Raw genomic sequence first — 20,783 nt, 5'->3', positions numbered from 1 at the left:
CGGCCAACCTGACGATTGACCGGCACTTTTGACGCGTCGACCTTAGGCGGACGCTTGGCCTTCCGCCAGGAAGAACCAGGTTTCCAGCACCGAATCGGGGTTCAGCGAGACGCTTTCGATGCCCTGCTCCATCAGCCATTTGGCCAGGTCAGGGTGATCGGAAGGGCCTTGGCCGCAAATGCCGATGTACTTGCCGGCCTTGTTACAGGCCTGAATGGCGTTGGCCAGCAGCTTCTTGACCGCAGGGTTACGCTCGTCGAACAGGTGCGCGATGATCCCCGAGTCGCGGTCCAGGCCCAGGGTCAGCTGGGTCAGGTCGTTGGAGCCGATGGAGAAACCGTCGAAGAACTCCAGGAACTCTTCGGCCAGAATGGCGTTGGATGGCAGCTCGCACATCATGATCACGCGCAGGCCGTTTTCACCACGGGACAAGCCGTTTTCGGCCAGCAGGTCCACCACCTGGCTCGCTTCGCCCAGGGTACGGACGAACGGCACCATGATCTCGACGTTGGTCAGGCCCATCTCGTTGCGCACGCGCTTGAGGGCGCGGCACTCGAGTTCGAAGCAATCACGGAACGCTTCGCTGATGTAACGCGAGGCGCCACGGAAGCCCAGCATCGGGTTTTCTTCTTCCGGCTCGTAGAGCTTGCCGCCGATCAGGTTGGCGTATTCGTTGGACTTGAAGTCCGACAGACGCACGATGACCTTTTTCGGGTAGAACGCCGCGGCCAGGGTGCTGATGCCTTCCACCAGCTTCTCGACATAGAAGCCCACCGGGTCGTTGTAGCCAGCGATGCGCTTGTCGACGCTGTCCTTGATTTCCGGCGGCAGGCCGTCGTAGTTCAACAGGGCCTTGGGGTGGACGCCGATCATGCGGTTGATGATGAATTCCAGGCGAGCCAGGCCCACACCGGCGTTCGGCAGTTGCGCGAAGTCGAAGGCACGGTCCGGGTTGCCGACGTTCATCATGATCTTGAACGGCAGGTCAGGCATCGCATCGATGGAGTTTTGCTTGATGTCGAAGCCCAGCTCGCCTTCGAAGATGAAGCCGGTATCGCCTTCGGCGCAGGACACGGTCACACCCTGGCCATCCTTGAGCAGTTGGGTGGCGTTGCCGCAACCGACTACCGCAGGAATCCCCAGTTCACGGGCGATGATCGCCGCGTGGCAGGTGCGCCCGCCACGGTTGGTGACGATGGCGCTGGCGCGCTTCATCACGGGTTCCCAGTCCGGGTCGGTCATGTCGGAGACCAGCACGTCACCGGGCTGGACCTTGTCCATCTCGGACACGTCCTTGATGATCCGCACCTTGCCGGCGCCGATGCGCTGACCGATGGCGCGGCCTTCCACCAGCACAGTGCCGGTTTCCTTGAGCAGGTAGCGTTCCATGACGTTGGCCGAAGTGCGGCTCTTCACGGTTTCCGGACGCGCCTGCACGATGTACAGCTTGCCGTCGTCGCCGTCTTTGGCCCACTCGATGTCCATCGGGCACTGGTAGTGCTTCTCGATGATCATCGCCTGTTTCGCCAGCTCGCTGACTTCAGCGTCGGTCAGGCAGAAGCGCGCGCGCTCGGCCTTATCCACGTCGACGGTTTTCACCGAGCGACCGGCCTTGGCCTCGTCGCCGTAGATCATCTTGATGGCCTTGCTGCCCAGGTTACGGCGCAGGATGGCCGGGCGACCCGCTGCGAGGGTGCCCTTGTGTACGTAGAATTCGTCCGGGTTTACCGCGCCTTGTACGACTGTTTCGCCGAGGCCGTAGGCGCCGGTGATGAACACGACGTCACGAAAGCCCGATTCGGTATCCAGGGTGAACATCACACCGGCGGTGCCGGTTTCCGAACGCACCATGCGCTGCACGCCGGCAGACAGGGCCACCAGCTTGTGGTCGAAACCTTGGTGTACGCGGTAGGAAATGGCGCGATCGTTGAACAGCGAAGCGAACACTTCCTTGGCTGCGCGGATCACGTTTTCCACGCCGCGGATGTTGAGGAAGGTCTCCTGCTGGCCCGCGAAAGAGGCGTCGGGCAAGTCTTCGGCGGTGGCCGAGGAGCGCACGGCGACAGCCATGTCCGGGTTGCCGGCCGACAGCGTGGCGAACGCCGTGCGGATTTCTTCGTTGAGTTTCTCGGGGAACTCGGCTTCCATGATCCACTGACGGATCTGGGCGCCGGTCTTGGCCAGGGCGTTGACGTCATCGACGTCCAGAGCGTCCAGCGCGGCGTGGATCTGGGCGTTGAGGCCGCTCAGTTCGAGAAAATCACGGTAAGCCTGGGCGGTGGTGGCAAAACCACCTGGCACCGAGACGCCAGCGCCTGCAAGATTACTGATCATCTCGCCGAGGGATGCGTTCTTGCCCCCTACGTGCTCCACATCATGGACGCCGAGCTTATCGAGGGAAACTACGTACTCTACCAAGGTGATCTCTCCACTTTCTGTATTGGAAAAGCTCAGGACGCCGGCTGCTCAGTAGGAGCATTCGCCAGCGCTTGTGGCCTGGACCTGGAAAATAAGTGAGAATGCGGCCCACAGAGGGACGGCAAAATCGCGCCTATCATATCCAAGATTCGCCATCAGCTTAAGGCCCAGGGCTCAAATGAAACGATCTGCTTTCTTTATTTCCGACGGCACCGGCATCACAGCCGAAACACTGGGCCAAAGCCTGCTCGCGCAGTTCGAAAACGTTACTTTCGCCAAATTCACGCGGCCGTATATCGACAACGCGGATAAAGCGCGGGCCATGGTACAACAAATCAATCTGGCGGCAGAAAAAGACGGCTTTCGTCCGATCATTTTCGACACCATCGTCAATCAAGACATTCGTGAGATCCTTGCTACGTCCAATGGTTTCATGATCGACATTTTCTCGAGCTTCCTGGCGCCGCTGGAACAAGAGTTGAGTGAACATTCCTCCTATTCCGTCGGAAAGTCCCATTCCATTGGGCATAACTCCAACTACATGGAGCGTATCGAGGCGGTGAACTTCGCCCTCGACAACGACGACGGAGCCCGCACCCACTACTACGACAAGGCCGACATCATCCTGGTGGGCGTGTCGCGCTGCGGCAAGACCCCGACTTGTCTGTACATGGCCATGCAATTCGGCATCCGCGCGGCCAACTACCCGCTGACCGAAGACGACATGGAACACCTGACGCTGCCGACGGCCCTGCGCGCGCATTCGCACAAGCTGTTCGGGCTGACCATCGACCCGGACCGCCTGACGGCCATCCGCAACGAGCGCAAGCCCAACAGCCGCTACTCCAGCTATGCCCAGTGCGAATTCGAAGTGCGCGAAGTGGAAAATCTGTTCCGTCGAGAGAACATTGCGCACATCAATTCCACGCATTTCTCGGTGGAAGAGATCTCGGCGAAAATTCTGGTGGAGAAAGGCGTCGAACGCCGCTTTAAATAATCTGTTTGTCTGAACCGACACCATCGCGAGCAAGCCCGCGCCCACAGGAAAATGCATTCCAAAGGTGGGAGCGGGCGTGCTCACGATGAACGATAACTCGGCGAACCCGCCTAAAGGTGGAAGCGCCCACCGCCCTGCCCCAACGCAGTGGCCAGCGCATCAAACCCCGCCCGCAACAACTGATCATCTCCCGACGTATTGCAAATACTCGCCCGGATAAACTGCGGCACTGCGGTCTGCCCCACGGCAAACGCCTCGGCGGTGGCGATCAGGTAATTATTCTGCTTGAGTTCGGCCTCGATTTCCGACGCTCGCCAAGGCTCCGGGACTTCAATCCAGAAGTGCGGGCTATTGAGGTGCGTGCGGTATTCCAGGCCGGCCAACAGGCCCTGCACCAACACCTTGCGTCGGCTGATCTCGTTGATCTGCTGGCGCAGCAGGTATTCCGCCGTGCCGTTCTCGATCCACTGGGTCGCCAGCTCCAGGGTCACCGGCGTGGCCATCCAGCAGGTCGAACGCAGCGCCGCCGAAATACGGCTGACCAATGCCGGCGGCGCATGCACATAGCCGACACGCAGCCCCGCCGACACGGCCTTGCTCAAGCTGCTGATCAAAATCGTACGCTCGGGCGCGAAATAGCTCAGGGGCGGCGGTCGGTCTTCCACCAGCACACCGTGGGCTTCATCCTCAAGAATCAGCAGGTTGTGCTCACGACAGACTTTGACCAGCGCCTCGCGGCGTGCGACCGATAACACGGCAGTGGTCGGGTTCTGGATGGTGGGCGTGCAGTACAACGCCGAAACCCGGTGATTGCGACAGACTTCATCGAGTGCCCCGGGCAGCACACCTTCGTCATCCATCTCCAGGCCGATCAGGCGCACACCGAGCATGCGCGCGGCGGTGATCAGCCCCGGATACGTCAGTTGCTCGGTGACCACCGTGTCGCCGGCGCGCAGCAGCGCCATCATCGCGCAGAGCAACCCGTGCTGGCCGCCGTTGACGCAAATGACCTGCTCGGGGATGGGATGAAAATCGCGCTGCACCAGCCACTGCGCACCCGCTTCGCGGTAACGCGGCAGGCCGGCGTCCGGCGTGTAGGCACTGATATCCTGGAGAAACTTGGCGTTGGTCGACAGGGTCTGGAAACTCTGCGCCAGGAACACCGTCTCCTGCCCCGGGATATGCATGTTGCGGCTCATGTCGAAGTATTGGCGCGGCTCCTCGCTGAAGTTGCGGAAACCTTCATCCCGTTGGCGCTCCATCCCACGCTTGCGCACGAACGTGCCGTCACCTACCCGTGCCACCACCAACCCCAGGCGTTCCAGCTCGCCGTAGGCCCGGCTGATGGTGCCGATGGTCACCCCCAGATTGTCGGAAAGTACCCGATGGGGCGGCAGTTTCCGTCCCGGTTCAATCAAGCCCTCGAGGATGCCCCGTTCCATGACATCGGACAGGCGCTTGTACTTGACGCCCTGCCCATTGGACAACCCCTCACGCATAATTGACACCATGTCAATATTTGTTTTGACAGCCATCTTTAGCCCTAATAGTGTGCTTTTACGGGTTCAATCGCCGAAAAAAATAACTCATTACAAGTTCAATATAGAGTTCAATTCCGGCTCAGGGAAGCAATAAACGATGCCAATGTCCGCCGTTCTCGAAAACGCTGCAAAAACCAAAACTCAAAAACAGTGGTTGGCCGGCCTGGTGACCAGTGTGATGTTTCTCATCGTTTGCCTGAGTTGGGGTACCACTTGGCTCGGCATCAAAATCGCCGTGGAGAGCGTGCCGCCGCTGACCTCCGCCGGCTTGCGCTTCCTGATCGCGTTCCCGCTGTTCCTGTGTTTTGCCATGGTGCGCCGCGAGCCGATCCTGTTCCCCCGGGAAAGCCGTTGGTTCTTCGTGTTCGTGACCCTGTCCTACTTCAGCGTGCCCTATTACCTGCTCAACTACGGCGAAATGCATGTTTCGTCCGGCCTCACCGCGCTGCTGTTCAGTTGCATGCCGGTGTTCATCCTGATTTTCTCCGCGCTGTTCCTGCGCGAGCGCATCTACTTTTCCCAGGTGGTCGGCATCGGTATCGGCTTCGGCAGCCTTTACATGATCATCAGGAGCCAGGGCCTGCACCTGGACCACGCCGAGTTCTTCGGGGTACTGGCAATTCTGAGCGCCGCGATCATGCATGCCTTGTGCTACGTCATTACCAAGCAAAAAGGCAGCGCCATCAGCGTGATCACTTACAACACACTGCCCATCGGGATCGCCGGGCTGATGCTGTTCGTCGCCGGCCTGTGGTTTGAAACACCGACTTTCGAAGCCATCACCCTGCGTTCGTGGGGCGCCCTGTTCTACCTGGGCCTGGTCGCATCGGTGGGCGGGTTCATCGTGTATTTCATGCTGCTCAAGCGCCTGAGCCCGATCATCCTCTCGTTCGTGTTCATCATCTTCCCGGTGTTCGCGGTGATCATCGGCGCCTGGTACGAAGGCGTGACGATTTCCCGCGACCTCATGCTGTATTCGGCCATTCTGCTGGCCGGTTTTGCGATCACCAAGTTGCCCATCGAAAAACTCATGGCCAAGAAAAATTGAGCCTCTTTGAACGCGAGAGAAACATGGACGTCCTCCGCCCAGAAGCCCTGGAACAGATCTATGCCCACGCCAGCCGCAGCTACCCCGAGGAATGCTGTGGCTTCGTCTTCGCCGACGGCAGCGTGTACCTGGGCCGCAATATCCAGAACGATCTGCACCGCAAGAACCCCGAGATGTACCCACGCAGCGCGGCCAACGGCTACACCTTTTCCGTGGCCGACACGCTGCTGCTGAACAAGGCACTTCGCAGCGACAACCCGGTGGTGGTGATCTACCACTCCCACCCTGACGTCGGTGCCTATTTCAGCGACGAGGACCAGGACAAGGCGCTGTTCATGGGCGAGCCGATCTACCCCGTCAGCTACCTGGTGGTGGATGTTCGCCAGGGCCAGGCCCTGGGCTCGAAGCTGTTTGCCTGGGATGGCAAGCATTTCGCCCTTCAACCCTTCAACGACCTGCACACGGAGTTGTCCATGAACGCTGTCTCTTTCCCCGACATTCTGGTTCGCGTGGCCAAGCTGCCGGAATCGACCCTTGAGGGCACCGGATCGACATTGCGCGAAGTCATTGAAAACCTCTGCGACAGCCACCCTCAGTTGCGTATGCACCTGTTCCACGAGAACAACAACCAGCTCAAGGAACACTTCCTGTTTACCGCCGAGGAAGCATTGATCGAAGCGGACGACCGGCTACCGGAAAAGGCCAGGATCGAAGTGTTGCTCGCCACCTCCGGCGGCATCGACGTCGACAGCCTGAGCAATGAAGAAGTGCAGCGTTACGTGCGCCATATCACCCTGCCCGGCGTCGGTCGCGAAGGCCAGTTGAACCTGAAAAAAGCCAAGGTGCTGATCATCGGCACCGGCGGCCTGGGCTCGCCCATCAGCCTGTACCTGGCGGCAGCCGGCATCGGCACCCTGGGGCTGGTGGATTTCGATGTGGTCGAGAGCAGCAACCTGCAACGCCAGATCGTCCACGGCAACAGCACCCTGGGCATGTCCAAGGTCGCGTCCGCCAAGCAACGCTTGCAAGACCTCAACAGCCACATCCAGATCAATGCCCACGACACCGCGCTGACCGCCGACAACGCTCTGGAATTGGTCGGCGCCTACGACCTGGTGATCGACGGCACCGACAATTTCGACACGCGCTACCTGGTCAACGACGCCTGCGTGCAGTTGGGCAAACCCCTGGTGTTCGGCGCCATCTACCGTTTCGACGGGCAGATCAGCGTGCTCAATTACAAAGGCGGGCCCTGCTACCGCTGCCTGTTCCCCAAGGCACCACCGGCGGAACTGGCGCCCAATTGCAGCGCTGGCGGAGTGATCGGCGTGCTGCCGGGGGTAGTCGGGATGATCCAGGCGACCGAGGCGATCAAGTTGCTGATCGGCATCGGCGAACCCTTGTCCGGCCGCTTGATGCGCTTCGATGCGCTGGCGATGAAATTCAGCGAGATCCGCTTCAAGCGCCGCGCCGACTGCCCGTGCTGTTCGGAACTGCGCCACAGCGCACCCCTCGCGCCGACAGTCTGCGCCGACGCCGTACCGAGCAAGCCCAGCCTGGCCGAAGAGCGCTACATCAAGCCGCGGGTACTCAAACAACTGCTCGAACGCCACAGCAGCGCCGACGTACTGCTGGACGTGCGCGACGCCAGCGAACTGGAGGTCTGCAAGTTGCCGGGCGTGGTGCATATCCCCCTCGCCGAACTGGACGGTCAGCTCGACAGCCTCAGCCGAGACAACACTCACTACCTGATCTGCTACGCCGGAACCCGCGCCGAGCAAGCGGCCAGCACCCTGCTGGCGGCCGGCTTCGCCAACACCAAAGTTCTGCAAGGCGGCATGAAACATTGGGTTCGCGACGTCGAACCCGATATGCCTTTGTACTGATCACGGCCCTGGGTAACGACCTGATGTTGCATAACTCAATTCTCGACGCCATCGGCCACACACCGATCGTGCGCCTGGCGCAGTTTTCCGAAGACCTCGGCATCGAGGTCTACGCCAAACTGGAATCGCTCAACCCCGGCGGCAGCCACAAGGCGCGCATCGCCTTGGGCATGATCCTCGACGCCGAGCGTCGCGGCGTGCTGATGCGCGACTCCGGGCAAACCATTATCGAACCCAGCGGCGGCAACACCGGCATTGGGCTGGTGATGGCTGGCAACGTGCTCGGCTACAAAGTGGTGCTGGTGATCCCGGATAACTACAGCCCCGAAAAGCAGAAACTGCTGCGCCTGTATGGCGCCAAGGTGGTGCTGTCGGACAGCCGCCTCGGCAACAATTCCCATGGTGAGAAATGCATGGAGTTGCAGTTGGAAAACCCCAGCTACGTGATGCTCAACCAGCAACGCAACGGCGCCAACCCGCAGACCCACCGCGACACCACCGCGCCGGAGATCCTTAGCGCCTTCGGTGAGCAGCGCGTGGATTACTTCGTCAGCGGCATCGGCACCGGCGGCCATATCACCGGCATCGGCGAAACCCTCAAGGCCGCCTGGCCGGCCCTGCGCGTGATGGGCGTGGAACCGGAGGAATGCGACCTGCTGAAAAACCAGCACGCCCCCCACCATATCCAGGGCCTGTCGATCGGCTTGATCCCGAGCATCCTCAACCTGGACGTGCTGGACGGCATGCTCAAGGTGTCGCGCGTGGAATGCCTCGACATGATGAAACGCATCATGCGTACCGATGCCATCAGCCTGGGCCTGTCCTCGGCCGCCAATATGGTGGCCATCGCCAAGCTCGCCCCGGAGTTACCGCCCGAAACGGTGGTGTTGACCATGGTCTACGACAATGCCGACAGCTACCTGCCCAGTTTCGAATAACCGGTTATCCAACCATCCAGAATGCGGGGGTGCCTCCATGGGCGGCTTTATCGACATGCAACATCTGCACGATGAATTGCTTACCCACCTCATCAAGACCCTGACGCCCACGCAGATGAAGCAGCTGGAGCCGCACTTGGCGCCGTTGGTCCAGAGCGCCGCCCAGGCGGTGGCCGAGGACCTGATTGCCTACGCCTACCGCGACCCGGCGTCGCGCGGACGCGGCGAGTTGATCCTGGAATCCTATGCCTCGTTCAAGGCGGTGCTGTTCTACCGGCTGGCGCACCGGGTGTGGCATTTTCCCGACCAGACCAACGGGATGTTTTCGCGCATTGCCCTCAAGCTCAGCAACCAGGGCAAGATCCTCTCCGGCGCGGAGATTCACCCGGCAGCGCGCATCGGTCGGCGCTTTGTGCTCGACCATGGCTACGGCACGGTGATCGGTGAAACCTGCGAGATCGGCAACGACTGCTACATCCTCTGCGGCGTGACCCTCGGCGCTCGCGGCATCGCCAACAACCCCGACGGCAAGCGCCACCCGCGCCTGGGCAACAACGTCGAAATCGGCTCCGGCGCCCGCGTGCTGGGCTACGTGCAGATCGGCGACAACGTGTTCATCAGCCCAGCGTGCGTGATCACCCAGGACGTACCGGCGGGGACCAAGGTCAAGGTGGTCAACCAGATCCAATTGCAAAAGAACGACGAATCGGAGCACAGCAGCTACCTCGGCGCCTTCGCTCTCGATGAGCGCCTGCACGTGGTCGGCGAGATCAACGCCAACCACAAGGTCACGGTGCTGGACGCCGACTTTCACCCGTTGCAGGGGCTGATGCTCGAACCCACGGTGAAAGAACGCCATCACCTGCAATTTCGCCTGCGCCACATCGAAATGGGCGACCGCCTGCCACGCCTGCCGCTGAACCTGAAAGTCTGCGGGCCGGAATTTGAAATCACCCTGCTTTCCCCCCCTGGCTTGAGCGCAATGGTGCGTCACCTGCTGCAAGCCAGCCCATTGATTGTCGGAGGTTGAACATGTCTGTGCACACCATGGAAACCCTGGCGCTGTTTGACAGCGCGCCCTACCAGAACGCCTTCAGCGCCCGGGTGATTGCCGTCAGCGAACACGGCATCGCCCTGGAGCACACGCTGTTCTACCCTACCGGCGGCGGGCAACCCGGCGACAGCGGCCACTTCACCCTGGACGACGGCACGCGCGTGGACATCCTCGGCACGGTGCGCGACCCGGTGCAGCGCTCGATCATCTGGCACCAGGTGGAACACTGTCCCGAGCAGTTGAGCGCCGGGGCCCAGGTGGATGCCAGCCTCGATTGGGAACGGCGCTACCAGCACATGAAAATGCACACCTGCCTGCACCTGCTGTGTTCGCTCATCGACGCCCCGGTCACCGGCTGCAGCATCAGCGCCGACAAAGGGCGACTGGATTTCGACCTGCCGGAAATGACCCTGGACAAAGACAGCATCACCCGCGATATCAACGCGCTGATCGAACAGGCTCATCAGGTGAAAACCCTGTCGATGCCCGCGTCGGAGTACGCAACCCTGCTGCAGATCACCCGCACCCAAGCGGTAGCTCCGCCCGTGATCCAGGGCTCGGTGCGCGTAATTGAAATTGCCGGAATCGATATCCAGCCATGCGGCGGCACCCATGTGATCAACACCGAAGAAATCGGCCGGGTGTTTTGCGAGAAGATCGAGAAGAAGAGCAAGCATAACCGTCGGGTTATTTTGCGCTTTGAATGAATGTTCAGCAGAACGGGGTCGATGCAGGTGCGGGCTTACCGCCCCACATTGACCCGTTTTTCTATCGCTGAACTTAACCCTTCAGCGCTTTGATCTGGTTATTCAGCTGCTCGATTTGCTTCTGCAGTTCGGAAATCACCTTGGAAAATTCAGCCATCATCTGGTCGATGCGTGTGCGAAGTTGCTCATTGTCGCGTGCGAGATCCTCGAGGGTACGAGGCGCCTGGTTTGATTCATCGGACCGGGCCGACGGGTTGCTTTCGTTGGACTGCGCCGCGCCTTGCTTGCCTTGGCCCGAAGAAGCCCCCTGATTGGCCTGACCCTGACCCTGACCCTGCGCCGCACCTTGCTTGCCTTGACCGGAAGAAGCACCCTGATTGGCCTGCCCCTGCCCCTGACCCTGCGCCGCGCCTTGCTTGCCTTGACCGGAAGAAGCACCCTGATTGGCCTGACCCTGACCCTGACCCTGACCCTGACCCTGCGCCGCGCCTTGCTTGCCTTGACCGGAAGAAGCACCCTGATTGGCCTGACCCTGACCCTGACCCTGCCCCTGCCCCTGCCCCTGCGCTGCGGGAGGCATCCGGGTCTGGGGAGTATCCGCGCCCAACCTCTTACTCAAATCACCGATCTGGTCTTGAAGCCCTTTAACGACCGAATTGAAACCGGACTCCAACTTATTGAGCCTATCGCCCAGTTGCTTATTTTCGGCAGTCAAGCGCTCAAGGGAGGGAGGAGCATCCCGCCCGGCCCCTTGTGTATTGTCCATACGGCCGCGCGCTTCAGGCGACGTGCCGTTCTGCTTCGCCGCAGGATCACCACGAGTACTGGGGTTCGACGGTGCCGCCTCTTTTCCAGACGCTGCCTTCACCTTGGGGTGCTGCGCAAGCTGGTTCACTTGCTCCTGAAGCTTCATGATTTGCGGCGTTAACTTGGCGACCATCTGATCATATTTTTCGGCCAACTGTTTGTTCTGGCCAGAGAGGTGTTCCAGATGAGCGGGTACCGCGTTTTTTGCCGCAGACGACGCCTTGGCCAGAGGACTGTCAGGTACTCTGAGGCTCTCGTCGGCGCGACGGAGCCTGGCGTTCGGCGACATGTCATAGCCGACGGTGTTGGGCATTGGCGGGCGATTGTTTACGCTATTCATAAAATGGCCTTTTCAGATTCAGGTGTTTGATCCACAAGCATCGCTTGCCAGATGACCCGCGCCTGCAGGGCATCTGACACCTGATTGGCTTCTATCTGAAAACGGTTCCGAAGATGTAGGACGCATCAATCGCAAAGTATGTCTGTGTCAAAACCTGCCCTTCGCGAGCGTGCGCAACCACGGCGCGTTCATATCACCCATAAATCCACAAAGCGATTCACCGGCGTGGCTTCAAGCCGCGCCTGATCCTTGCACAACGCAAAAATCTCGGCACTGCGCTGGGCCGTAAAGCGCGTCGCCAGGTTGGCCTTGAACTTGTCTTCCAGCAACGGAATACCGTCCACCCGGCGCCGACGATGCCCAATCGGGTACTCCACCGCGACCTGCTCGGTGTGGGTGCCATCGTTGAAGAACACCTGCACCGCGTTGGCGATGGAACGTTTGTCCGCCTCCAGGTATTCGCGGCTGTAGCGGGGCTCTTCGACGATCACCATCTTTTCGCGCAGCTCGTCGATGATCGGGTGCGCAGCGTGGAACTCATCTTCGTACTGCTCGGCCACCAGCGTGCCGAAGGCCAGCGGCACGGCGGTCATGTATTGCAGGCAGTGATCGCGGTCGGCCGCATTGGCCAATGGGCCGACCTTGGAAATGATCCGAATCGCCGACTCATGGGTAGTGATCACAATGCGTTCGATGTCGTGCAGGCGATCCACAACCTGCGGGTGCAAGGTCACCGCAGCTTCGCAGGCGGTTTGCGCGTGGAACTCGGCGGGAAAGCTGATCTTGAACAGCACGTTTTCCATCACATAGGTGCCGTAGGGTTGGGACAGGCTGAAGGTGCGCTTGTCTTCGGGCTTGAGCGCCAGGTCCTTGTTGGTGTGGCTGAACAGCACGTCGTAGAAGCCCCATTGCGGCGCGCTCAACACCCCGGGGATGCCCATCTCGCCGCGCAGCGCGATGTCTGCCAACCGCACACCGCGACTGGAAGCATCACCCGCCGCCCAGGATTTGCGCGAACCGGCATTCGGCGCGTGCCGATAGGTACGCAATGCCTGACCGTCGACAAAGGCGTGGGACAGCGCCGACAGCAGTTGCTCGCGGTTGGCGCCCATCAGCTTGGCGGTGACCGCCGTCGAGGCGACTTTCACCAGCAGCACATGGTCAAGACCGACACGGTTGAAGGCGTTTTCCAGGGCAATCACACCCTGGATCTCGTGGGCCATGATCATCGCTTCCAGCACTGCGCGCACGGTCAGCGGCGCGTCGCCATTGGCCACGCGTCGTTGCGAGAGGTGATCGGCCACGGCGAGGATGCCGCCGAGGTTATCCGAGGGGTGGCCCCATTCGGCGGCGAGCCAGGTGTCGTTGTAGTCGAGCCAGCGCACGATGCAGCCGATGTCCCAGGCGGCCTTGACCGGGTCGAGCCGGAACGACGTGCCCGGCACCCGCGCGCCGAACGGCACCACCGTACCCTCGACCAGCGGCCCCAGGTGCTTGGTGCATTCCGGGAACCGCAGCGCCAGCAGGCCGCAACCGAGGGTATCCATCAGGCAGTTGCGCGCAGTGTCCAGCGCGGCTGGGGAGTCGATCCGGTAGTTGAGGACGTAGTCAGCGATGTCCTGCAAAACCTGGTCGTAGTCGGGGCGGGTGTTCTGGTCGACGTTGGCGCTCATGGCTGTTCTCCAAAGTGGGTGGGGGGGCAGTCCTCGGGCTCACGGTTACTGGAAGCAGATCTTCGATGCCTGCCTTGGAATAGAGATCCCTTGTGGGAGGGGTGTTGGGTTTTAGAAGGCGTCGCCTGGGACGCGTACAAAGCCTTCCATCAACACCCGCGCGCTACGGCTCATGATGGCCTTCTTCACCACCCAAAGCCTTCCATCAACACCCGCGCGCTACGGCTCATGATGGCCTTCTTCACCACCCATTCGCCGTTGACCTGGGTGGCTTCAGCGCCGACCCGCAAGGTGCCGGACGGATGCCCGAAGCGCACCGCGTTGCGTTCCACGCCGCCCGCCGTCAGCGATGTCCTGCAAAACCTGGTCGTAGTCGGGGCGGGTGTTCTGGTCGACGTTGGCGCTCATGGCTGTTCTCCAAAGTGGGTGGGGGGTCAGTCCTCGGGCTCACAGTTACTGGAAGCAGATCTTCGATGCCTGCCTTGGAATAGAGACCCCTTGTGGGAGGGGGCTTGCCCCCGATGACGGTGGGTCAGTCAATGAATGTGTCGACTGGTATACCGCTATCGGGGGCAAGCCCCCTCCCACATTGGATGTGTATCGAACCTTAGAACGCGTCGCCTGGGACGCGCACGAAGCCTTCCATCAACACCCGCGCGCTACGGCTCATGATGGCCTTCTTCACCACCCATTCGCCGTTGACCTGGGTGGCTTCAGCGCCGACCCGCAAGGTGCCGGACGGATGCCCGAAGCGCACCGCGTTGCGTTCCACGCCGCCCGCCGCGAGGTTGACCAAGGTCCCGGAAATCGCCGCCGCCGTGCCGATCGCCACCGCTGCGGTGCCCATCATCGCGTGGTGCAACTTGCCCATGGACAAGGCACGCACCAGCAGGTCGATATCGCCGGCCTTGATCGCCTTGCCGCTGGAAGCCACGTAGTCCGCAGGCGGTGCCACGAAGGCCACCTTCGGCGTGTGCTGACGCTGGGCGGCCTCGTCCAGATGCTTGATCAGGCCCATGCGCAACGCGCCATAGGCCCGCACCGTCTCGAACATCGCCAGGGCTTTCGGGTCGCCGTTGATCGCGCCTTGCAGCTCGGTACCGGTATAGCCCAGGTCTTGCGCGTTGATGAAGATCGTCGGGATACCCGCATTGATCAGCGTGGCCTTGAAGGTGCCGACGCCCGGCACCTCCAGGTCATCGATCAGGTTGCCGGTGGGGAACATCGAACCACCGCCGCCCTCTTCTTCAGCGGCCGGGTCCAGGAACTCCAACTGCACTTCGGCGGCCGGGAAGGTCACGCCGTCCAGTTCGAAGTCGCCGGTTTCCTGCACCGCGCCGTCGGTGATCGGTACGTGGGCGATGATGGTCTTGCCGATATTGGCCTGCCAGATCCGCACCACGGCCACGCCGTTGCGCGGCACGCGAGCCGGGTCGACCAGGCCCGCGCTGATGGCGAAGGAACCCACCGCCGCCGATAGGTTGCCGCAGTTGCCGCTCCAGTCGACGAACGGTTTGTCGATGGCGACCTGGCCGAACAGGTAGTCCACGTCATGCTCGGCGCGGCTGCTCTTGGCCAGGATCACGGTTTTGCTGGTGCTCGACGTGGCGCCGCCCATGCCGTCGATCTGCTTGTCGTAGGGATCGGGGCTGCCGATCACCCGCAACAGCAGGGCATCGCGCGCAGCACCCGGGACCTGCGCCGACTCAGGCAGGTCCTGGACGCTGAAAAACACACCCTTGCTGGTGCCGCCACGCATGTAGGTGGAGGGGATCTTGATTTGCGGTACGTGTGACATGGTTATCCTCTTCAGGCGGTCGCCGCCGATTCCAGGAAGTCCTGGGCAAAACGTTGCAACACGCCGCCCGCCTCGTAGATCGACACTTCTTCAGCGGTGTCCAGGCGGCAGGTCACCGGCACTTCGACACGTTCGCCATTCTTGCGGTTGATCACCAGGGTCAACTGCGCGCGCGGGGTGCGTTCGCCGACCACGTCATAGGTTTCGCTGCCGTCGATCTTCAACGTGTGACGGTCGGTGCCCGGCAGGAACTCCAGCGGCAACACGCCCATGCCCACCAGGTTGGTGCGGTGAATGCGTTCGAAACCTTCGGCGGCAATCGCTTCCACACCCGCCAGGCGCACGCCCTTGGCCGCCCAGTCGCGGGACGAACCCTGACCGTAGTCGGCGCCAGCGATGATGATCAGCGGCTGCTTGCGCTCCATGTAGGTTTCGATGGCTTCCCACATGCGTGTGACCTTGCCTTCCGGCTCGATGCGCGCCAGGGAACCCTGCTTGACCTTGCCGTTCTCGACGACCATTTCGTTGAACAGTTTCGGGTTGGCGAAGGTCGCGCGTTGCGCGGTCAGGTGGTCGCCGCGGTGGGTTGCATAGGAGTTGAAGTCGACTTCCGGCAGGCCCATTTTCGCCAGGTATTCGCCGGCGGCGCTGTCGAGCATGATCGCGTTGGACGGCGACAGGTGGTCGGTGGTGATGTTGTCCGGCAGCACTGCCAGCGGGCGCATACCCTTGAGCGGTCGCGCACCGGCCAGCGCACCTTCCCAGTACGGCGGACGGCGGATATAGGTGCTTTGCGGGCGCCACTCATACAGCGGCGCGACTTTCGGGCCGGTGTCTTCGTGGATCGCGAACATCGGGATATACACTTTGCGGAACTGCTCCGGCTTGACCGACGCCTTGACCACCGCGTCGATTTCTTCGTCGCTCGGCCAGATGTCTTTCAGGCGGATTTCCTTGCCGTTGGCGTCGAGGCCCAGCACGTCCTTCTCGATGTCGAAACGGATGGTGCCGGCAATCGCATAGGCCACCACCAGCGGCGGCGAAGCCAGGAACGCTTGCTTGGCATACGGGTGGATACGCCCGTCGAAGTTGCGGTTACCCGACAACACGGCGGTGGCGTACAAGTCGCGGTCAATGATCTCTTGCTGGATCACCGGGTCGAGCGCACCGGACATGCCGTTGCAGGTGGTGCAGGCGAAGGCCACCACGCCGAAACCGAGTTTTTCCAGTTCGTGCCCAAGGCCGGCTTCTTCGAGGTACATGGCCACGGTTTTCGAACCGGGCGCCAGGGACGACTTGACCCACGGCTTGCGGCTCAGCCCCAGCTTGTTGGCGTTGCGCGCCAGGAGGCCGGCGGCGATCACGTTGCGCGGGTTGCTGGTGTTGGTGCAACTGGTGATCGCGGCAATGATGACCGCACCGTCGGGCATTTGCCCCGGTACTTCTTCCCACTGGCCGGAGATGCCTTTGGCGGCGAGGTCGCTGGTGGCGACACGGGCGTGCGGGTTGCTCGGGCCGGCCATGTTGCGCACGACGCTGGACAGGTCGAAGGTCAGGCCGCGCTCGTATTTCGCGCCCTTGAGGTCGTCGGCCCACAGGCCGGTCTGGCGAGCGTACTGCTCGACCAGGGCGACTTGTGCGTCTTCACGGCCAGTGAGTTTCAGGTAGGCGATGGTCTGCGGGTCGATGTAGAACATCGCCGCGGTGGCGCCGTATTCCGGGGCCATGTTGGAGATGGTCGCGCGGTCGCCCAGGGTCAGTGCCGATGCACCTTCGCCGAAGAACTCGAGCCATGCGCCCACCACTTTCTGTTGACGCAGGAACTCGGTCAGCGCCAGCACCATGTCGGTGGCGGTGATACCGGGTTGCAGCTTGCCCGTCAGCTCCACGCCGACGCTTTCCGGCAGGCGCATCCACGAGGCGCGGCCGAGCATCACGCTCTCGGCTTCGAGGCCGCCGACGCCTATGGCGATCACGCCGAGGGCATCCACGTGCGGAGTGTGGCTGTCGGTGCCGACGCAGGTGTCGGGGAACGCCACGCCGTCACGCACCTGGATCACCGGAGACATTTTCTCCAGGTTGATCTGGTGCATGATGCCGTTGCCCGGCGGGATCACGTCGACGTTCTTGAAGGCTTTTTTGGTCCACTCGATAAAGTGGAAGCGGTCTTCATTGCGGCGGTCTTCGATGGCGCGGTTTTTCTCGAACGCGTCCGGGTCGAAACCACCGGCTTCGACGGCCAGGGAGTGGTCGACGATCAGTTGGGTCGGCACCACCGGGTTGACCTGGGCCGGGTCGCCGCCTTGCAGGGCGATGGCATCGCGCAGGCCGGCGAGGTCGACCAGGGCGGTCTGGCCGAGGATGTCATGGCACACCACCCGCGCCGGGAACCAAGGGAAGTCGAGGTCGCGCTTGCGCTCGATCAGTTGGCTCAGGGAAGCGTTGAGGGTGGCCGGGTCGCAACGACGCACCAGGTTTTCCGCGAGTACGCGGGAGGTGTAAGGCAAGGTGGCGTAGGCGCCGGGGGTGATTGCATCGACAGCCGCGCGGGCGTCGAAGTAATCGAGGCGGCTGCCGGGGAGCGATTTGCGAAATTCAGTGTTCATCGTCAGGACTCGGTCACGGTGATTACAAAAGGAACCCACTGATCCAGATTTGAAATGCGATTCAAATCTGGGAGGGGGCTTGCCCCCTCCCACCTTTTGACCTCATTTCAATCCTGGAATCGTCGGCCTTCAGCGACGTTCGATTGGCACGAACTTGCGCTGTTCGACGCCGATGTACTCAGCGCTTGGACGGATGATGCGGTTGTTGGCGCGCTGTTCGAACACATGCGCGGCCCAGCCGGTGAGGCGCGAGCACACGAAGATCGGGGTGAACAGCTTGGTCGGGATGCCCATGAAGTGGTACGCCGAGGCATGGTAGAAGTCGGCGTTGGGGAACAACTTCTTCTGCTCCCACATGACCTTGTCGATGGCTTCGGAGACCGGGAACAACACTTTGTCGTCCACTTCTTCGGCGAGCAGTTTCGACCAGCCCTTGATCACTTCATTACGCGGGTCGCTGTCTTTGTAGATCGCGTGACCGAAGCCCATGATCTTGTCCTTGCGCGCCAGCATGGCGAGGGTGCCGTCGACGGCGTCCTCGGCCGACAAGAAGCGCTCGATCATTTCCATCGCCGCTTCGTTGGCGCCGCCGTGCAGCGGGCCGCGCAGCGAACCGATGGCGGCGGTGATGCACGAATACAAGTCAGACAGGGTCGACGCACAGACACGCGCGGTAAAGGTCGACGCGTTGAATTCGTGCTCGGCGTACAGGATCAGCGACACGTTCATCACTTTGACGTGCAACTCGCTCGGCGCTTTGCCGTGCAGCAGGTGCAGGAAGTGACCGCCGATGGAAGGTTCGTCGGTCACACAGTCGATGCGTTTGCCGTCATGGCTGAAGCGGTACCAGTAGCACATGATCGCCGGGAAGGCAGCGAGCAGACGGTCGGTGACATCGCGCTGTATGCTGAAGTCCTGCTCCGGCTCGAGATTGCCGAGGAACGAGCAACCGGTACGCATCACGTCCATCGGGTGGGCGTCGGCCGGGATGCGCTCGAGCACTTCCTTGAGCGCCTGGGGCAGGTCACGCAGCTTGCTCAGCTTGGCGCTGTAGGCAGCCAGTTCGGTCTTGGTCGGCAATTCGCCGTACAGCAGCAGGTAGGCGACTTCTTCGAACTGCGCATCAGCGGCCAGTTCGCGCACGTCGTAGCCGCGATAGGTCAGGCCGGCACCGGCCTGGCCCACGGTGGACAGTGCGGTCTGCCCGGCCACCTGGCCACGCAGGCCAGCGCCGCTCAGTACTTTTGCTTCAGCCATGGTTACTCTCCAATTTTGTAGTTATCCGGGAGGCGCGTTCGTTACTTCTTGGCGGCGAACAGCGCGTCGAGCTTCTGCTCGAAGGTGTGGTAGTCGATGCGATCGTAAAGCTCCATGCGGGTTTGCATGGTGTCGATCACGTTCTGTTGGGTGCCGTCGCGACGGATCGCGGTGTAGACGTTTTCGGCGGCCTTGTTCATGGCGCGGAAGGCCGAGAGCGGGTACAGCACGATGGAAACATCGGCAGATTTCAGTTGATCGACGGTGTACAACGGGGTTGCACCGAACTCGGTAATGTTAGCCAGGATCGGCGCCTTTACCTTTGACGCGAACAGCTTGTACATGTCCAGCTCGGTGATGGCTTCCGGGAACACCATGTCGGCGCCGGCCTCGATGCAGGCGGCGGCGCGGTCCAGGGCGGATTCCAGGCCTTCGACGGCCAGCGCATCGGTACGCGCCATGATCACGAAGCTGTCATCGGTGCGCGCATCCACGGCGGCCTTGATGCGGTCGACCATTTCCTGCTGGGACACGATTTCTTTGTTCGGGCGATGACCGCAGCGCTTGGCGCCGACCTGGTCTTCGATATGGATGGCAGCGGCGCCGAACTTGATCATCGACTTGACGGTGCGTGCCACGTTGAACGCCGAGGAGCCGAAACCGGTGTCCACGTCCACCAGCAGCGGCAGGTCGCACACGTCGGTGATGCGGCGCACGTCGGTCAGCACGTCATCGAGGCCGGTGATGCCCAGGTCCGGCACGCCGAGGGAGCCCGCGGCCACCCCGCCACCCGACAGGTAGATCGCCTTGAAACCGGCGCGCTTGGCCAGCAGTGCGTGGTTGGCATTGATCGTGCCGACCACCTGCAATGGGTGTTCGCTGGCGACCGCGTCACGGAAACGCTGGCCTGGAGTGCGGTTGTTATTGGAACTCATGACTCACCTCGCTGAGTGGCTGTCTGGGGAGCACCGCCTGGGAAGTGGCGGGCGATATTGCGTTTGGAGGCGCCGATGTGACGACGCATCAACAACTCGGCCAGTTCACCGTCGCGATCGGCGATCGCGTCAAGAATACGGTGATGCTCGGCAAAGGCCTGGCGTGGACGATTGGGGGTCGCGGAGAACTGGATGCGGTACATACGCACCAACTGGTACAGCTCGCCGCAGAGCATTTGGGTCAAGGTGCGGTTGCCCGCGCCCTGGATGATCCGGTAATGAAAGTCGAAGTCGCCTTCCTGCTGGTAATAGCCGACACCCGCCTGGAACGCCGCATCCCGTTCGTGGGTATGCAGCACCTGGCGCAGTTCTTCGATCTCCGCATCGGTCATGCGCTCGGCGGCCAGGCGGCACGCCATGCCTTCGAGGGATTCGCGGATTTCATAGAGTTCGATCAGTTCCGCGTGGCTCAACGACACCACGCGAGCGCCCACATGGGGCACTCGCACCAGCAGGCGCTGGCCTTCGAGACGGTGGATCGCCTCACGCAACGGGCCGCGGCTGATGCCGTAGGTGCGCGCCAGTTCCGGCTCGGAGATCTTGCTGCCGGGGGCGATCTCGCCTTTGACGATAGCGGCCTGTATACGCCTAAAGACGTTCTCCGACATTGTCTGGGATTCTTCCGGGGAGACCACCGGAGCTTCCGATTGATCCAGCATATTGTCGACACCTTTAAAAGCAATGCCGCAAAAACTAGCCAATAAGCCCTACTTAGTCA

At 61.6% G+C, this 20,783-nt stretch carries 15 protein-coding genes and 1 pseudogene; 6 read left to right on the top strand and 10 right to left on the bottom strand.

Going from position 1 to position 20,783, the window contains the following annotated elements:
• Nucleotides 1-42: 42 nt before the first annotated feature.
• Nucleotides 43-2,418, bottom strand: a complete 2,376-nt coding sequence (gene ppsA, locus NR164_RS09975; protein ID WP_026139809.1) for a phosphoenolpyruvate synthase — start codon at nucleotides 2,416-2,418, stop codon at nucleotides 43-45.
• 178 nt (nucleotides 2,419-2,596) lie between these two features.
• Here ppsA and NR164_RS09970 point away from each other — a divergent pair, with 178 nt between their 5' ends.
• Nucleotides 2,597-3,415 (top strand): pyruvate, water dikinase regulatory protein, encoded by an 819-nt coding sequence (locus tag NR164_RS09970; RefSeq protein WP_046382423.1) that lies wholly within the window; start codon nucleotides 2,597-2,599, stop codon nucleotides 3,413-3,415.
• A gap of 110 nt (nucleotides 3,416-3,525) precedes the next feature.
• Here NR164_RS09970 and NR164_RS09965 read toward each other — a convergent pair whose 3' ends face one another.
• On the bottom strand, nucleotides 3,526-4,950 hold the full coding sequence (locus NR164_RS09965; protein WP_079444509.1) for a PLP-dependent aminotransferase family protein: 1,425 nt from the start codon (nucleotides 4,948-4,950) through the stop codon (nucleotides 3,526-3,528).
• A gap of 160 nt (nucleotides 4,951-5,110) precedes the next feature.
• Here NR164_RS09965 and NR164_RS09960 point away from each other — a divergent pair, with 160 nt between their 5' ends.
• The 5 genes from NR164_RS09960 to NR164_RS09940 are packed head-to-tail and all read left to right on the top strand — an operon-like array spanning nucleotide 5,111 to nucleotide 10,589.
• A complete protein-coding gene (locus NR164_RS09960) occupies nucleotides 5,111-6,004 on the top strand; it encodes a DMT family transporter (protein WP_256822744.1) in 894 nt (297 codons plus the stop codon).
• Nucleotides 6,005-6,027: 23 nt separating this feature from the next.
• Nucleotides 6,028-7,890: a molybdopterin-synthase adenylyltransferase MoeB gene (gene moeB / locus NR164_RS09955; RefSeq protein ID WP_177031331.1), complete on the top strand. Its 1,863-nt coding sequence runs from the start codon at nucleotides 6,028-6,030 to the stop codon at nucleotides 7,888-7,890.
• A 23-nt stretch (nucleotides 7,891-7,913) separates the two neighbouring features.
• On the top strand, nucleotides 7,914-8,828 hold the full coding sequence (locus tag NR164_RS09950; protein ID WP_017845200.1) for a PLP-dependent cysteine synthase family protein: 915 nt from the start codon (nucleotides 7,914-7,916) through the stop codon (nucleotides 8,826-8,828).
• A 37-nt stretch (nucleotides 8,829-8,865) separates the two neighbouring features.
• On the top strand, nucleotides 8,866-9,858 hold the full coding sequence (locus NR164_RS09945) for a serine O-acetyltransferase (RefSeq protein ID WP_046382420.1): 993 nt from the start codon (nucleotides 8,866-8,868) through the stop codon (nucleotides 9,856-9,858).
• A 2-nt stretch (nucleotides 9,859-9,860) separates the two neighbouring features.
• Entirely contained in the window at nucleotides 9,861-10,589 is a 729-nt protein-coding gene (locus NR164_RS09940) for an alanyl-tRNA editing protein (RefSeq protein ID WP_046382419.1), read from the top strand.
• A 73-nt stretch (nucleotides 10,590-10,662) separates the two neighbouring features.
• Here the strand turns inward: NR164_RS09940 and NR164_RS09935 are convergent, their stop codons facing one another.
• The 8 genes and pseudogenes from NR164_RS09935 to NR164_RS09895 all read right to left on the bottom strand — a co-directional run bounded on the left by NR164_RS09935 (nucleotide 10,663) and on the right by NR164_RS09895 (nucleotide 20,724).
• The gene (locus NR164_RS09935) at nucleotides 10,663-11,736 is read right to left on the bottom strand and encodes a hypothetical protein (RefSeq protein WP_256822699.1); all 1,074 of its coding nucleotides are present in this window, start codon (nucleotides 11,734-11,736) and stop codon (nucleotides 10,663-10,665) included.
• Between the two features lie 188 nt (nucleotides 11,737-11,924).
• A complete protein-coding gene (gene prpD / locus NR164_RS09930; RefSeq protein WP_108524771.1) occupies nucleotides 11,925-13,409 on the bottom strand; it encodes a 2-methylcitrate dehydratase in 1,485 nt (494 codons plus the stop codon).
• A gap of 111 nt (nucleotides 13,410-13,520) precedes the next feature.
• Nucleotides 13,521-13,759: pseudogene (locus NR164_RS09920) on the bottom strand (PrpF domain-containing protein); the annotation flags it as partial.
• Nucleotides 13,760-14,016: 257 nt separating this feature from the next.
• Nucleotides 14,017-15,207 carry a 2-methylaconitate cis-trans isomerase PrpF gene (prpF, locus tag NR164_RS09915; RefSeq protein WP_256822697.1) on the bottom strand — a complete coding sequence of 397 codons (1,191 nt, stop codon included), beginning with the start codon at nucleotides 15,205-15,207 and terminating at the stop codon, nucleotides 14,017-14,019.
• A gap of 11 nt (nucleotides 15,208-15,218) precedes the next feature.
• Nucleotides 15,219-17,813 (bottom strand): Fe/S-dependent 2-methylisocitrate dehydratase AcnD, encoded by a 2,595-nt coding sequence (acnD, locus tag NR164_RS09910; RefSeq protein ID WP_046382417.1) that lies wholly within the window; start codon nucleotides 17,811-17,813, stop codon nucleotides 15,219-15,221.
• Nucleotides 17,814-17,942: 129 nt separating this feature from the next.
• Nucleotides 17,943-19,070, bottom strand: a complete 1,128-nt coding sequence (prpC, locus tag NR164_RS09905) for a 2-methylcitrate synthase (protein ID WP_256822696.1) — start codon at nucleotides 19,068-19,070, stop codon at nucleotides 17,943-17,945.
• A 41-nt stretch (nucleotides 19,071-19,111) separates the two neighbouring features.
• Nucleotides 19,112-20,005, bottom strand: a complete 894-nt coding sequence (gene prpB / locus NR164_RS09900; protein WP_017848474.1) for a methylisocitrate lyase — start codon at nucleotides 20,003-20,005, stop codon at nucleotides 19,112-19,114.
• Entirely contained in the window at nucleotides 20,002-20,724 is a 723-nt protein-coding gene (locus NR164_RS09895; RefSeq protein ID WP_046382415.1) for a GntR family transcriptional regulator, read from the bottom strand. Before NR164_RS09895 ends, prpB begins: the two co-directional genes overlap by 4 nt.
• Between the last annotated feature and the right edge of the window lie 59 nt (nucleotides 20,725-20,783).

This window comes from Pseudomonas sp. Pse79 (assembly GCF_024519615.1).
Taxonomy (GTDB): domain Bacteria; phylum Pseudomonadota; class Gammaproteobacteria; order Pseudomonadales; family Pseudomonadaceae; genus Aquipseudomonas; species Aquipseudomonas veronii.
This window is presented reverse-complemented; position numbering and strand designations above follow the sequence as displayed.

What these genes read in the sequence shown, in the direction of transcription:
- NR164_RS09970 (WP_046382423.1), top strand. Translation starts at nt 2,597, where the DNA reads ATGAAACGATCTGCTTTCTTTATTTCCGACGGCACCGGCATCACAGCC.
- NR164_RS09965 (WP_079444509.1), bottom strand. Translation starts at nt 4,950, where the DNA reads ATGGCTGTCAAAACAAATATTGACATGGTGTCAATTATGCGTGAGGGG.
- moeB (WP_177031331.1), top strand. Translation starts at nt 6,028, where the DNA reads ATGGACGTCCTCCGCCCAGAAGCCCTGGAACAGATCTATGCCCACGCC.
- NR164_RS09950 (WP_017845200.1), top strand. Translation starts at nt 7,914, where the DNA reads ATGTTGCATAACTCAATTCTCGACGCCATCGGCCACACACCGATCGTG.
- NR164_RS09945 (WP_046382420.1), top strand. Translation starts at nt 8,866, where the DNA reads ATGGGCGGCTTTATCGACATGCAACATCTGCACGATGAATTGCTTACC.
- NR164_RS09940 (WP_046382419.1), top strand. Translation starts at nt 9,861, where the DNA reads ATGTCTGTGCACACCATGGAAACCCTGGCGCTGTTTGACAGCGCGCCC.
- NR164_RS09935 (WP_256822699.1), bottom strand. Translation starts at nt 11,736, where the DNA reads ATGAATAGCGTAAACAATCGCCCGCCAATGCCCAACACCGTCGGCTAT.
- prpD (WP_108524771.1), bottom strand. Translation starts at nt 13,409, where the DNA reads ATGAGCGCCAACGTCGACCAGAACACCCGCCCCGACTACGACCAGGTT.
- prpF (WP_256822697.1), bottom strand. Translation starts at nt 15,207, where the DNA reads ATGTCACACGTACCGCAAATCAAGATCCCCTCCACCTACATGCGTGGC.
- acnD (WP_046382417.1), bottom strand. Translation starts at nt 17,813, where the DNA reads ATGAACACTGAATTTCGCAAATCGCTCCCCGGCAGCCGCCTCGATTAC.
- prpC (WP_256822696.1), bottom strand. Translation starts at nt 19,070, where the DNA reads ATGGCTGAAGCAAAAGTACTGAGCGGCGCTGGCCTGCGTGGCCAGGTG.
- prpB (WP_017848474.1), bottom strand. Translation starts at nt 20,005, where the DNA reads ATGAGTTCCAATAACAACCGCACTCCAGGCCAGCGTTTCCGTGACGCG.
- NR164_RS09895 (WP_046382415.1), bottom strand. Translation starts at nt 20,724, where the DNA reads ATGCTGGATCAATCGGAAGCTCCGGTGGTCTCCCCGGAAGAATCCCAG.